This window comes from Pandoraea cepalis (assembly GCF_902459665.1).
In the GTDB taxonomy this organism is placed as follows: domain Bacteria; phylum Pseudomonadota; class Gammaproteobacteria; order Burkholderiales; family Burkholderiaceae; genus Pandoraea; species Pandoraea cepalis.
Map to the genome: position 1 here is coordinate 26874 of NZ_CABPSL010000015.1, position 13117 is coordinate 39990.

14 protein-coding genes are annotated in these 13117 nt (G+C 65.5%); 8 read left to right on the top strand and 6 right to left on the bottom strand.

Going from position 1 to position 13117, the window contains the following annotated elements; translation table 11 throughout:
* Positions 1–2 precede the first annotated feature (2 nt).
* The 3 genes from PCE31106_RS17270 to PCE31106_RS17280 all read left to right on the top strand — a co-directional run bounded on the left by PCE31106_RS17270 (position 3) and on the right by PCE31106_RS17280 (position 3172).
* A complete protein-coding gene (locus PCE31106_RS17270) occupies positions 3–1307 on the top strand; it encodes an ABC transporter substrate-binding protein (RefSeq protein ID WP_150564131.1) in 1305 nt (434 codons plus the stop codon).
* A gap of 108 nt (positions 1308–1415) precedes the next feature.
* Positions 1416–2291: a carbohydrate ABC transporter permease gene (locus tag PCE31106_RS17275; protein WP_150564132.1), complete on the top strand. Its 876-nt coding sequence runs from the start codon at positions 1416–1418 to the stop codon at positions 2289–2291.
* Between the two features lie 62 nt (positions 2292–2353).
* Positions 2354–3172, top strand: a complete 819-nt coding sequence (locus tag PCE31106_RS17280) for a carbohydrate ABC transporter permease (RefSeq protein WP_017233674.1) — start codon at positions 2354–2356, stop codon at positions 3170–3172.
* A 104-nt stretch (positions 3173–3276) separates the two neighbouring features.
* Here PCE31106_RS17280 and PCE31106_RS17285 read toward each other — a convergent pair whose 3' ends face one another.
* The 3 genes from PCE31106_RS17285 to rarD form a co-directional block, all read right to left on the bottom strand.
* Positions 3277–3738 (bottom strand): universal stress protein, encoded by a 462-nt coding sequence (locus tag PCE31106_RS17285; RefSeq protein ID WP_017233675.1) that lies wholly within the window; start codon positions 3736–3738, stop codon positions 3277–3279.
* Between the two features lie 267 nt (positions 3739–4005).
* Positions 4006–4260 carry a YgdI/YgdR family lipoprotein gene (locus tag PCE31106_RS17290; RefSeq protein WP_017233676.1) on the bottom strand — a complete coding sequence of 85 codons (255 nt, stop codon included), beginning with the start codon at positions 4258–4260 and terminating at the stop codon, positions 4006–4008.
* A gap of 93 nt (positions 4261–4353) precedes the next feature.
* On the bottom strand, positions 4354–5274 hold the full coding sequence (gene rarD, locus PCE31106_RS17295; protein ID WP_017233677.1) for an EamA family transporter RarD: 921 nt from the start codon (positions 5272–5274) through the stop codon (positions 4354–4356).
* Positions 5275–5471: 197 nt separating this feature from the next.
* Between rarD and hisN the strand changes: the two genes are divergently transcribed.
* Positions 5472–6272, top strand: a complete 801-nt coding sequence (gene hisN / locus PCE31106_RS17300; RefSeq protein ID WP_026131901.1) for a histidinol-phosphatase — start codon at positions 5472–5474, stop codon at positions 6270–6272.
* 58 nt (positions 6273–6330) lie between these two features.
* Here hisN and PCE31106_RS17305 read toward each other — a convergent pair whose 3' ends face one another.
* A complete protein-coding gene (locus PCE31106_RS17305) occupies positions 6331–7662 on the bottom strand; it encodes an MATE family efflux transporter (protein WP_017233679.1) in 1332 nt (443 codons plus the stop codon).
* A gap of 325 nt (positions 7663–7987) precedes the next feature.
* Between PCE31106_RS17305 and PCE31106_RS17310 the strand changes: the two genes are divergently transcribed.
* Positions 7988–8329: a hypothetical protein gene (locus tag PCE31106_RS17310; RefSeq protein WP_254441147.1), complete on the top strand. Its 342-nt coding sequence runs from the start codon at positions 7988–7990 to the stop codon at positions 8327–8329.
* Positions 8330–8763: 434 nt separating this feature from the next.
* Positions 8764–9999 carry a ShlB/FhaC/HecB family hemolysin secretion/activation protein gene (locus PCE31106_RS17315; RefSeq protein WP_150564135.1) on the top strand — a complete coding sequence of 412 codons (1236 nt, stop codon included), beginning with the start codon at positions 8764–8766 and terminating at the stop codon, positions 9997–9999.
* On the opposite strand, the gene PCE31106_RS17320 is transcribed toward PCE31106_RS17315, so the two are convergent.
* A complete protein-coding gene (locus tag PCE31106_RS17320) occupies positions 9983–10495 on the bottom strand; it encodes an SLOG cluster 4 domain-containing protein (protein ID WP_150564136.1) in 513 nt (170 codons plus the stop codon). The genes PCE31106_RS17315 and PCE31106_RS17320 overlap by 17 nt on opposite strands.
* Before the next feature lie 391 nt (positions 10496–10886).
* On the opposite strand from PCE31106_RS17320, the gene PCE31106_RS17325 reads away from it, so the two are divergent.
* Both PCE31106_RS17325 and PCE31106_RS17330 read left to right on the top strand, forming a co-directional pair.
* Complete coding sequence (locus PCE31106_RS17325) at positions 10887–11381, top strand: hypothetical protein (RefSeq protein ID WP_150564137.1); 495 nt, start codon at positions 10887–10889, stop codon at positions 11379–11381.
* 422 nt (positions 11382–11803) lie between these two features.
* Positions 11804–12652: an EamA family transporter gene (locus PCE31106_RS17330; RefSeq protein WP_150564138.1), complete on the top strand. Its 849-nt coding sequence runs from the start codon at positions 11804–11806 to the stop codon at positions 12650–12652.
* A 118-nt stretch (positions 12653–12770) separates the two neighbouring features.
* On the opposite strand, the gene PCE31106_RS17335 is transcribed toward PCE31106_RS17330, so the two are convergent.
* Positions 12771–13004: a formate dehydrogenase subunit delta gene (locus tag PCE31106_RS17335; RefSeq protein ID WP_017231705.1), complete on the bottom strand. Its 234-nt coding sequence runs from the start codon at positions 13002–13004 to the stop codon at positions 12771–12773.
* Positions 13005–13117 lie beyond the last annotated feature (113 nt).

Consider the following 13117-nt stretch of genomic DNA (forward strand, 5'->3'; position numbering starts at 1 on the left):
ATATGCGACGCACGATTCTGAAAACGTTTTCGGCCAGTTTGGCCGCACTGGCATTGGGTGGCCTGAGCGGCTCGGCCATCGCGCAGGCGAAGCCGGTGGAACTCACGTTCTATTACCCGGTGGCCGTCGGTGGTCCGGTGACGAAGATCATCAACGATCTGGTGGCCGACTTCGAAAAGGATCATCCGAACATCAAGGTCAAGCCGGTGTATGCCGGGACTTACCAGGATTCCGTCGTCAAGGCCCTGACGGCCGCGAAGGCGGGCACGCCGCCGCAACTGGCTGTGCTCGCTGCCGCCGACGTGTTCACGTTGATCGACGAAGACGCGGTGGTGCCCATCGACAGCATCGCCAACACGCCGGCCGACAAGCAGTGGCTCGACGGCTTCTACCCGGCGCTGATGTTGAACTCGCGCGTCAACGGCCACACGTGGGGTGTGCCGTTCCAGCGCTCGACCATCGTCATGTACTGGAACAAGGACATGTTCCGTGAGGCGGGTCTCGACCCGGACCGCGCGCCGGCGAACTGGGCCGAACTGGCCAGCGACGCGCAGAAGCTCACCAGGCGCGACGCATCGGGCAACGTGACGCAATGGGGTATCAAGGTGCCGTCCGTGGGCTTCCCGTATTGGCTGTTCCAGGCGTTCACCACGCCGGCGGGTATCGAACTGATGAATCCGTCGGGAACCAAAACGTTCCTGAACGCGCCGCAGGCCGTCGAGTCGTTGCAATACTGGGTCGATCTCGCGACGAAGTACAAGGCGATGCCGACGGGGGCGATCGAATGGGGCACCACGCCGAAGGACTTCCTCGAGAAGAAGGCGGCCATCATCTACACGACCACCGGCAACCTGACCAACATCCGGACCAACGCCACGTTCCCGTTCGGTGTCGGCAAGATGCCGGCCAAGGTGCGCGGCGGCAGTCCGACGGGCGGCGGCAACTTCTATGTGTTCAAGAAGACCTCGCCGGAAGAAAAGCAGGCGGCGATGACGTTCATCAAGTGGGCCACTTCGCCTGAGCGTGCGGCGCAGTTCGGTATCGACACGGGCTACGTGGCCGTGACGCCGGCGGCTTGGGAAACCCCGGCGATGAAGCAATATGTGCAGAAGGTGCCTGCTGCGGCCGTGGCACGCGATCAGCTCGCGGTGAGCGTGGCCGAGTTCTCGACGCACGACAACCAGCGCGTGACGAAGGCCCTGAACGACGCCCTGCAAGCGGCGCTCACCGGCACCAAGTTGCCCAAGCAGGCGCTGGACGACGCGCAACGTGAAGCGGATCGCATCCTGCGTCCGTACGCTCGATGAGTCTGGCGCTCGCCCGACTTCGCTGTCAGTCTCGTTGAAATGCGGGGCCCTGAACGTCGCGGCGATCGCGATCTTCACGGCCTCGCCTGTTGAATCGATGGACCGTCGATGAATCGCTCCTCTGCTTCGTGGGTGCCCTGGCTGCTGTTGTCTCCGGCGCTGGTGCTGCTCGTCGCCTTCACCCACTATCCGGCCGTCGCCACGCTGTGGCACAGCTTTTTCTCGACGGGTCGCGCCGGGATGCCGTCTGTCTTTGTCGGCACCGAGAATTATCGGCTTCTGATCGACGACCCCGACTTCTGGCAGGCGCTGCGCAACAACCTCCTGTTCGCGCTGGTCACCGTGCCCGTTGCGATTGCGCTCGCGATCGCCATGGCGCTGTGGGTGCACCGGCAGGTGCCGGGGCGCACGTTATTGCGCCTCGCCTACTTCACGCCCGCGATTTTGCCGATGATCGCCGTGGCGAACATCTGGCTGTTCTTCTACACGCCGCAGTACGGTCTCATCGCGCAGATTTCGCAGGCACTCGGGTGGGGCGATCACAACTGGCTCGGGCAACCCGACACCGCACTCCCGGCGCTGATGGTCGTGACGATCTGGAAAGAGGCCGGGTTCTTCATGATCTTTTACCTGGCCGCACTGCAACAGATTTCGCCCACCCTTGCCGAGGCGGCGGCGCTCGAAGGCGCCTCGCGCTGGCAGTTCTTTCGCCGCGTTCAGTGGCCGTTGCTCATGCCCACGACCGTGTTCGTGGTGATCAATGCCGTTATCAACGCGTTCCGTCTCGTCGATCACATTATCGTGATGACGCGCGGCGGACCCGATAACGCCACGCAACTGCTCCTGTACTACATCTATCAGGTGGCCTTCAGTTTCTGGGATACCTCATACGCGGCAGCGCTCACCGTGGTCCTGCTCACGCTGCTCGCCGTCGTCGCCTTCGTGAAATTCCGTCTGCTCGACTCACGCACGCATTATCAATGACGACCTCTGCCCGCCCGAACACGCGCCCCCGCCGGCCCACAAAGCCAGGCGCCGCGCTTGCGGTGTTTTCCGCAACCGGTCACACGACGCCGCTCGACGTCGTCGGTGCATGGCTGCTCGGCCTGCTGTGGCTGCTGCCGTTGCTCTATGCGCTGTGGAGCGCGTTCCATCCGTCGGCCTACGCCACGCACTTCTCCATGAGTGCGCCGCTCACGCTCGCGAATTTCGTGCAAGCATGGCAGGCTGCCCCGTTTGGGCGCTATCTCGTCAATACCTTCGTTCTGGTGACGGTGATCCTGGCGGCGCAACTCGTGCTGGGCACGCTGGCCGCCTATGCGTTTGCCCGCTTCACGTTTCGCGGCAGCGAGGTGGCGTTCATGGTCGTGCTGCTCCAACTGATGGTCATGCCCGACGTGCTGATCGTCGAGAACTATCGCACGATCGCCTGGATGGGACTGCGCGACACGATCTTCGGCATTGCGTTGCCGTACTTCGCGTCGGCGTTCGGCATTTTTCTGTTGCGTCAGGCATTCAAGACCGTGCCGCGCGAATTGGACGACGCGGCGCGCGTGGAAGGCGCCAACGCGTGGCAGGTGCTCTGGCGCGTGTATGTGCCGCTCGCCCGCCCGGTGTATGTCGCCTACGCGCTGGTGTCGATCAGTCACCACTGGAACAACTTCCTGTGGCCGCTCATCGTCACGAACTCCGTCGAGACACGTCCGCTCACGGTTGGCCTGCAGGTGTTTGCGTCGACCGATCAGGGCATCGACTGGACGATGATCACGGCCGCGACGCTGATGACCGCCGCGCCGCTGTTCATCGCATTTCTGCTCTTTCAGCGCCAGTTCGTGCAGTCGTTCATGCGTGCGGGCATTCGATGAAAGGCATGGCGGCGCGCGGCGTCGCGCGACCGCAATAGCAAAACGGCACGCTGGGGAGCGTGCCGTCGTGTCGCTTGCGCTGGCGAAGCCGGGCGCTTGCGGGATTACTTGTCGGTGGCCTTGACCAGCAGGATCGGCAGCGTGGTGATGCGCAGCAGCGTTTCGGCAACGCTCCCCAGCAGCAGTCGGTTGATGCCGCGGCGACCGTGCGTACCGAGCACGATCACGTCGGCATTCCACGCTTGCGCTTCGCGCAGCACTGCGTCGGCAATTTCGTCGGTACCGGCTTCGAGCGTAATCATGTTCGTCTCGGCATCGACCCCGCGCTGCTTCAAGTCGGTTTGTGCCTTGGCCAGAATTTCCGCGGTTTCCTTCTCGAACGACTCCTGGCTCTCCAACGGCACGAAACCGCTGTAGGCGCCGGCGGCGTAGGCGTTGGCTAGCGAGGGAACGACCGACACCAGGCGAATCTTGCCCTGGCTGAGCGCCACGAGCTTGACGGCTTCATCGATGGCGCGGTTCGACGGCGTGCTGCCGTCGATCGAGACCAGAATGCGTTCGTACATGATGGTGTCCTCTATGTGCGGGAAGTGCGTGAAGGCTTGACGCCTGGGCGGCATCGCGACGGCGATGCACGACAATTCGTTGGAATATTTTTCATTCTCGCATCGCGGGCATCGAAAGTCATCCCGCGACATGACGCGACTTTGACCGCACGCAAGCATCCATCGGAATGTCACGGGTCGGCGCGTATCCGCCGGGGGCGACTCGCGTCGAGCGGGGAAGGGAGTTTCAACGTCCGGAACGCCGGTCGGCCTTGGGGACCGCGTGACTTAGTTCGGCCGGCAGGCGATCACGAGATGGGCGACACCGTCCGTCACGTCGCGCGTGAGGACGTCGTAGTCCTTTTGTACGCATTGCGTGCGGGCGCGCTGGTCGCAGTCGCCGGCAGTGCTGGCCGAGCACCGAATTTGCTGGGTGGGGCGGCCGTCCGAGGTGAACAGCGGGGCCGACGAGCTGCAAGCCGACAGCGCAACCGTCATAAGCCCCGAGGCGAGCAGCGTGGCGATCTTGGCGAGATTTGTCATAGAGGTCGTCTTATAAGCTCTCGGGAGTATAGCGCGGCGCCGCGACGTTGCTGCGCAAGGCCGCCCGCCTTTGGGGCGACGCCTCGAGCGGGCTCAACGGGGCGTGTCGGCACGCGTGGCAACACTGACCCGTCGCTGGCGGCGCAGCGTGCGCAGACTGTCGAATACGATGAGCGCAACGCCGAACCAGATGGGCACGTACGTCCACAGTCCGCGCGCCGTGAAAGGCTCGCCGAGCACGAAGATCGACACGGCGAACAGCAGCACCGGCTCCACGTACCCGAAAATGCCATACAGGCCGATGGGCAGCAAGCGCGCGGCACCCAGTGTGCTCGCCAGTGCACTGGCGCTGAGCAGGCCGAGCGCGGGCAGCCAGAACCAGTAGCGCGGCTCGCCGAGCACCGTGACGTTTTGCGGCCACGCCTGCCAGAGCACGACGACGGCCACCGGCGTCATCGCGAGCACTTCCATGATGAAGCCGCTGAGCGCGTCGAGCCTCAGCCGGCGGCGCAGCAAGAAGTAGGGCGGATAGCCGAACACAATGAGCGCCGTGACCCAGGACAAGGCGTGCGTTACCCAGAGTTCATGTGCGACGCCCAGCGCGGCGACGATGACGGCCGCCGTCTGCAGCCGGCTCAGACGCTCGTGATAAAACGTGCGGCCAGCGAGCACCATCGTGAGCGGCAAGAGAAAGTAACCGAGCGAGACGTCGAGCAATCGCTGTTGCAGCGGTGCCCAGACGAACAGCCAGAGCTGAACGCCCAGCAGCGCTGAGCACAGCAGCACGGCGCCGAGCAGCGCAGGGCGATGCAACACATGCGAGAGCGTGCTGCGCAGCACATGCCACCGGCGCAATGCCGTCACGATGACGAGCGTGCCGGGCAGCGTGAGCAGCATGCGCCAGGCGAAGACGTCCAGCCCGGACAGGGGCGCCAGTTGCGCGACGAGCGCCGGCATAACGGAAAACATGACGGATGCCGAGACAGAGAGCATCACGCCGCGACCGGAAAGCATGGGGGTCCTGTGAGCGGGGCAAGGAAAGGGCGAGGCCCGGGTCAGATCGCGAGCATAGCAAATTCGCACCAGATCGGGGCGTGCCCGCCGTAGGGCAGCGGAACCGTCCGCGATGCCCGCGAACGCGTATGATCGCGATTCGTCGAGCGTTTTCCATTATTGCCGCCGCGTGCGGCATCTTTGCAGGAGATTCGTGCATGTCGTGCGTACCCGCTGTTGCCGAGTATGCGGCTTTCGCCGCTTCGATGGCCGATGCTGTGAGACCGCTGTCGTTGGGGTGGTTCCGCCGGCGCCTGGCGGTTGACGACAAGGCCGATGAGAGCCCGGTCACGATTGCGGATCGCGAGGTCGAGACGGCGCTGCGCGCGCAGATTGCAGCGCGCTACCCGTCGCACGGCATCTGGGGCGAAGAGTTCGGCAAGCAGGGCGTGGACGCGGAATTCGTCTGGTCGGTCGATCCCATCGACGGCACGCGCAGCTTCATCACGGGACACCCGCTGTGGGGCACGCTGCTTGCCCTGTTGCACCACGGCCAGCCAGTCGTTGGCCTGATCGACATTCCGGCGACCGGCGAGCGCTGGATCGGCGTGAACGACGCCGCCAGCGGCGTGCGCGAGGCCCGCTTCGGCGGAGCGGTGTGCGCCACCAGCCCGGTGACGACGCTGGCCGACGCGACCGTCTATGCGACGTCGCCCGACATCTTCGACGCGGCGGAGTATGCGCAATTCGAGCAGCTGACGAAGGCGGTCAGCCGTCGCCGCTTCGGCGGAGATTGCTACGCCTACGGGCTGCTGGCGAGCGGACACATCGAATTGGTCATGGAAGCGGGATTGCAGACCTACGACTATCTGGCCGTGGCGCCGGTGGTCGAGGCGGCGGGCGGCGTCATCACCGATTGGGAGGGCCGGCCGCTTACGCTTACCTCGCAGGGGCGCGTGCTGGCCGCCGCGAATGCCGAGCTGCACGCCGCCGCGCTGGCGTGTATTCGCGCGGACTGAGGCCGTCGACGGTAGTCATCGCCCGGTCGTCGTTGTGCCGGCCATCCTCGCTGGTGGGTTACGTGATCGGGCGCGCAAGCCCCTGCCAGATGCGCGGCAGCAACACCCCCAGCACGATGCCGCGCGTCGCGAGAAATGCCATGAGGGCGACCCACAAGCCGTGATTGCCCCAGGCATCGAGCGTGAACGGCATGACCGCGCCAAAGACCAGCAGGCCGATCAACGAGGACGTCAGCAGTTCCCTCGTACGCGTCGCGCCGATGAAGACGCCGTCGAGCTGGAAACACCACACCGCCACGAGCGGCGAGAGCACGGCCCAGGGCAGGAATTCGCGCGCCGTCGTGCGCAATGCCGGCTGATCGGTCAGGGCATCGATGATCGCGCCACCCGCCACGGCGTAGACGAGGGCAAACGCGACGGCGCAGCCCAGCGCCCAGCCCAGCGACAACCGGATGGCATGCAGCAGCGCCGCTCGCTGACGCGCACCGACATAGGCGCCCACAAGGGCTTCGGCCGCGTGGGCGAAGCCGTCGAGGCCGAACGCCATGAACGTCTGGAAGTTCAGCAGGAGCGCGTTGGCGGCGAGCGTGATGTCGCCAAGTCTCGCCCCCACGCGAGCGAACCAGGCAAAGGCGAGTTGCAGAAACAGCGTGCGCAGGAAGATATCGAGATTGAGCCGCAGCAAGCGCCACAGGGCGCCGCGCTCAACCAGCATGGCCAGTCGCAGCGGCGGCAAGCCGGGCGTACGTGCGAGCCAGAGCAGCCAGGCGCCCAGCGCAAAGCCGAGCACATCGGCCAGCGCGGTTGCCCCTGCAATACCTGCCACCCCCCAGTCGAAGCCGCGCACGAAGATCAACACCGCCACGATGTTCACGAGATTGATGAACACCTGCACGGCAAGCCCTTGCCGCACGCGTTGACACGCCAGCAGGTAGCCGAGCACCACGTAGTTGCCGAGCGCCAGCGGCGCGGCGAGCACGCGGATGCTTGCATATTGTCGTCCTAAGGATTGGACTTGGGCGCTTCCTCCCAGCCACGACACGCCCAGCGACACCAGCGGTTCGCGAAAGACAAGCAACACGGCGCCAATCGCGAACGCCAGCGTCAGCGCACGCGCGAGCGTGTCGCGCAGACGCTCGGCGTCGCCGGCACCGAACGCCTGTGCCGCGAGGCCCGTGGTGCCCATGCGCAGGAACGAGAAGCCCCAGAAGAGCAGGTTCAACAGCAGCGCACCGAGGGCGACGCCGCCTAGATAAGCGGCGCCCGGCAGATGACCGGCCACGGCTGTGTCGACGGCCGAGAGCAGGGGCTGAGTGAGATTGGCGAGCACGATAGGCACCGCCAGACGAAGCAGTTGCCGGTGGCCGACGGCCGCAGGGGCAGGGTTCATGAGTGAGCTGGGCGGAGGCCGGTCAGGGCGGCCGCCATCGAATCGGGGAATCGGGTCATCCGCAAATCCGGGAAACCCGGTATTCGGGAAGCCGCAAGCGGCGGCAGGTTGCGAGTGCGCCGATTATAAGGTTTGGCAGCCGTCCGGGCGATGGGCGTCCGCTGCGGCGATCGGGGGTGTGCCATCCCCGAACGGTACAATGCCCGACGTCTCCGTTCGTCATGAAAGGCCGCATATGCCGTCTTCGCCGTCCTCGCCCTCGTCCCGGATACCCTCGGCTCGCGCTTCTGTTTCGAGGCTCGCGTCGTTCGTCCGACTGTCGGCCTTGCGGGTTGCCCGCCATCGTCATGCACTGGCTGCCGCCTTGTGTCTGCTGAGCCTGCCGGCGCTCGCCGACGTGACCCTCCAACGCGGCCCGCCACCGCCGCGCTTCGAGGATCCCCACGCGGCGCCTACGGGACAATTCTGGGTGCCAGGCTACTGGCAGTGGAAAGACGGCCGCTACGACTGGGTCGACGGGCACATGGAACCCAAGCGCCCGGGCATGCGCTACACGCCGCCGCACTGGGAGCAGACAGGCCGTGACGAATGGACGCTGCGCGACGGCGCCTGGGCGTCCACGGGCTGGGGGCCGGGCACGATTCACGAGATTCGCGCGCCCCAATGACGCCGCGGTGTGAGGCCAATGTGAAGCGCACCGATGGGCGTTGATTCAGCGGTAATCCGATCGATAGGGCCGCACCGCACACGTCAATAAAAATGCCCGCGCGAGGCGGGCAAAAATCACTACAGGGGAAGTCACGCGATATGAGTGGCGATCGGGCGAAAGAGTTCCCCGCGTTTTGCGACTGGCAGGGGGACACTCGATCGACGTAAAATGGCGCTTTGTCGCTACATCCCCCTCATGTCGGACGCGGCGCACGACGCCGGTGGACGACATCAGCGCGGGGTGAGATTTTCAGGTGTCGAATGTCGGTAAAGCCGGTCGTGCGGAGTTGCCTCCTGTTGGCCGCGTGCCTGAATGCCGGGATGCCGGTGGGCGCGTACGCACAATCCTTGTTCTCGGATATCAATCCACCCTGTTTTACTGAGCAGAACGCAGTGTCCTACGGGTTGTGGGATCGCGGTCTCGCACCTCAGTATTTCGTGCCGCCACCCCCGGCGCCTGCGCCGCCGGTGGCCACGGATCCTGATGCCGCCTCCGACCCCATTGCCTTGTTCGCGGGGGACGATCCGAACGCGGTCGCCGCCGCCGTCGAGCGCGACGCCGCCAAGCGCGCTGCGCCATCGGTGGCGAGCGACGTGGTCGCTGCCGGGGACGCGGTGGCCGAGGCCCCGCAGCCGGCATCGGACGCACAAGCGTCGCGCGTCGATCCGTCGCAAGAGGCGCCGGGGGCGGACAGCACGGCAAGCGCGCCGTCGGCACAAGCGCCGGCGCCATCGCCGCCACTACCGGCCGCCGATTTTGCCGTGGCGCCGGAGCTGAGCGCTGACGGCACGGCCATTTCCGCCGTCGACCTGGATGCGGCGGCATCGGCGGCATCGGCCGAGCGCGGCGAGCCGACGCCGGCCCCGGACATCGCGCCGCCCAATGCCTTCCTTGCGCGCGCCTCGTGTCTGCGCGGACTGCCGCGACACGAGAGTCGCGCGGATCGCAACATCCGCATGTTGATGCGTGGAGGGCTCGTGGTGCGCGACGCGCAGTTGCCGTTCGTCGCCACGCTCAGCCGCACGCCCGGCGAGGGGGCCGTGGGCCTCCAGGTGATCAACGAGCGGCCCTACCAATTCAACGTCGGCATGAACAACAGCGGCATGACCTCCTCGGGCAAGATGCAGGGCACTGCGAATCTGTTGATGAACAATCCGCTGGGCATGTACGGGAAGTTCAATACGACGCTCAGTCAGGATTTGCAGAATGCGCGTCGCGATGCGACGAACCGCGATCTGTCCGCCAATTACTCGGTGCCGATCGATGCCGACTGGACCGTCGGGATCACCGGCAAGGCCAACGCGGCGAAGGACCAGATCGACGCCGGCATTACGCAGACGCAGACATTGCAATGGCGCGTGCGCCGCGCGTTCGACTTCACGGCGAATGGCTCGACGGGGCTGGAATTGCGCTACAACAGGAGTCGCTCGGAAGACCCGAACGCGCTTCACACCTACGACAGCTATGCCGAGGTGGGGCTGAGCCACACGCACAATTTCGGGGCGTCGAGGCTCGATCTGTCGGTAATGCAGCGTCTGAACGCGCCGTGGATGCCATCGTCGAGCGGCCTGCCGGGCTGGTCGTATCGCTTCCAGTCGGTCGACGCGAAGCTCACCGTACCTTTCTGACGAAATCCATGACGGTATCGAGCGATACCGTGCGCACGAGCGTCGCGGGCATCTCCGCGAAATGCTCAACGTCCCCGAACAGAATGACGGGCTTGCCGTAACGCACGGCGAGCCCGACTTCGTCGCGTGTACCGTGCTGGCCGGGCAGAGCGACGATGACATCGCTAGAAAGGACGTTGATGTGATTGCGCGAGAACGTGCCTGGCGGCGCATCGGGCAGATGGCGCGGCAACGGGCTCACGATGGGCACTTCCACGAACGGATTCGGATAGCCGGGCGCGGGGCGGAACCTGACTGGCTCGTCATCGTTGCCGACGGCCTCGGTCGGCACGATGCCAATGCAGCGGCCCAGGCGCTGCGGTACGGCACAGAACGCTTCGCTCACGCTCGCCATCACGCCCTGTCCCCCGCCGGTGAGCAGGTGGAACCCGGCCATGGCGATCGCCCGGCCGAGCGGCGCGGCAAGTTCGGTCCACGGCTGTTTGCCGGAACCCATGACACCAATGGTTTGGGGACGCACGGATTGGCTCATATCGGATGGCGGGGTCGGGAGGAGGGGAAGCAGCGGTGCCGATGATAAACGACTTTGCCTGGCGCGATCGACGGCAGGCAACGTCGAAGACGTGTCGGGCTCTCCAAAAGGCGTTGGCAGATTGTCGGGATGACCGAGCAGCGGGGGGGCAAACGGGCAAAAAAAACCCGCCGGTTTGGCGGGTGAGGAAGCAGGCCTTCCACGGGGAAGTGAAAGCCCGATCTCGCGAGGTGTTTGCGAGACCCGTGTAGTATCGTGACCCAAACGTCTGCTGGCTATGGGCCAAGTCCTAAAGTGGATGTAAGACGCTTTCCATTTCCGTTTCCCAACCTTTCTGACGTACACGGGGCGATAGATGACCGAACCGACTGACAATACGCCGGCCAGTGCCGCCCACATCGCCGCCATGCAGGCGTTGCGCGCCGCGCTGCTCGCCCAGCACAAGGTGCTGATCGCCAACGATCGTCTGCAATACGAAGCAGTCTTCGGACCGGTACCCACCGGACGCTTCGTGCAGTTGCTCACCGAAGACGCCTGGTTTCGCTGGCTCGACCCGCTCTCGCGTCTGATCGTCGCCCTCGACGAATGGCTGGAGCAGACGCCGCCGCAGGCAGACGCCGGCATTGCCCTGGCCGACGAAGCGGCCAAGCTGTTCCGTCACACCGACGTCGAGTTCGGCGAGCGCTATCGCCTGGCCTTGCAGCAGGCGCCGGACGCGGTGCTCGGGCAGAGTCAGGTGGTGGCGGCGCTGCGCGGCGCGCCGCAGTCGCCGCCCAATGCGTCCGGGAAATCCGATGCGCCGGTTGCGAAGGAGCCCGATGCGTCGGCAAACGAAGGCGACGGCGCCTGAGCAGGGAGGGGGAAGACCGTCAAGCCGAAAATTTGTTCCGCGGCTGATCGTTTTTTGAGCATGGCTCTTGACAGCCTTTGTTCGTGAGGCGTTCGAGAAGGTCAGGGCAGGTTATCCAGTGGGTTATCCACACAGGGTGTGGACAACTTTTGCCGGCGCGGCGCCGGCGGCAGGTGGCTTGCGCGCCGTCGAGCGAGACCCGCGCGCACCGGTTTCGCCGTGGCAACCGAGCGACGAGGGGCGGGCGACGTGAATCGATGACGTGGGGAGCGGCGATCGCGGAGCGGTCTGGCCCCGTAGGAATCCTTCACGTTGGCCCTATCTCGATGAGATCGCCGCTGCGACAATGACGCTTTGCGTGCTGTCCGACGCGGGCGGCGTGAGTCGTCCCCCCCGGCATCCGCCCGCTGCGATTCATTCCCATGACAACCACGCCCATTGTGCTGCTGGTGCTGCTCTCGGCACTGATGCACGCCACCTGGAACGCCTTCCTCCACGCCAGTCCCGATCGCGTCTGGCAAGTCGGCATGATGGCGGTGCCGCAAGGACTCGCCGCCGTGGCCGGCATCGTGTGGTTGCCGCTGCCGCCGGTACAGGTCTGGCCGCTTATTCTGCTCTCCGCCGGCGCGCAGGTCGCGTACACGGCGGCGCTCATCCGGGCCTATCGCGTCGGTGAGTTCGGGCAGATCTATCCCATCGCACGCGGCATTTCTCCGTTGCTGATTTCGGGGGCGGCGTTGCTGCTGGCGGGCGAGTGGCCGACAGCGATGGCGGCGTGGGGCATCGTGGGTATCTGCGCCGGCATCCTGACGCTGGCGTTGCGTGGGCGCCGCTTCTCGGGCGACAGCGTGCCTGCGGCGTTGCTCACGGGGGTGTTCATTGCGGCGTACACGATTGTCGATGGATTCGGCGTGCGATTGTCGAACGGCAACGGCTTCGGGTACCTCGCATGGGCCTACCTTTTCGCGAGCGTGCCGGTGATCGGTGCCGTGGCGAAGTGGCGGGGCGGATGGCGCGGCATGTTCATTGCACCGCGCCGCCGCGTGGCCGAAGCGCTGGGGGCGGGCATCGTCGCGCAATGCGCCTATGCCATGGTGGTGTTCGCGCTGCAATACCTGCCGATGGGTGTCGTGTCGGCGCTGCGCGAGTCCAGCGCCATCATCGCGGTGCTGCTGGGCTGGTTGTTCCTGCGCGAAAAGCTCAATGCCCGCCGTCTCGTGGCGTGCGGCCTCGTGGTCGGCGGGGCGGTACTCATCAAACTGAGCGCGTAGACGCCCATCAAAGAGGCGCCCAAGCGGCACCTGAGCGGCACCGACGTGGCGACGCCCGTCACTACGTCAGTCGCCACATGGGCGATGCCAACGCCCGAGCGATATTCCTGAGCTATGCTCAGCTGCGCGGCCAGAGTTCGGCGCGATGCGCCGTGATCGCCGCCACGACGATCTCGCGCATCCCATGTCCGTCGGTGGATTCGAGGTGTTCGAGAATCGTCATGCGCATGCGCGGCGCCCAGAAGCGTCGCAGGTGGCCTGCAATGTTGTCGAGCGCCTCGCTGCGGTCGGGCATCGTCTCGAAGAAATCCCCGATCTGATTGGCCATCTTGACCAGATTGTCGGTGTCCATGATCTGTTGTGTCCCCTGAATTCGTTCTCTGTGCGTTGGCCGCCGTCATTCACGTGGCCAATCGCGCGTCCGCCGCACCGTCTGATGGCAATCGACGGTGAGGCTCGCCGCAG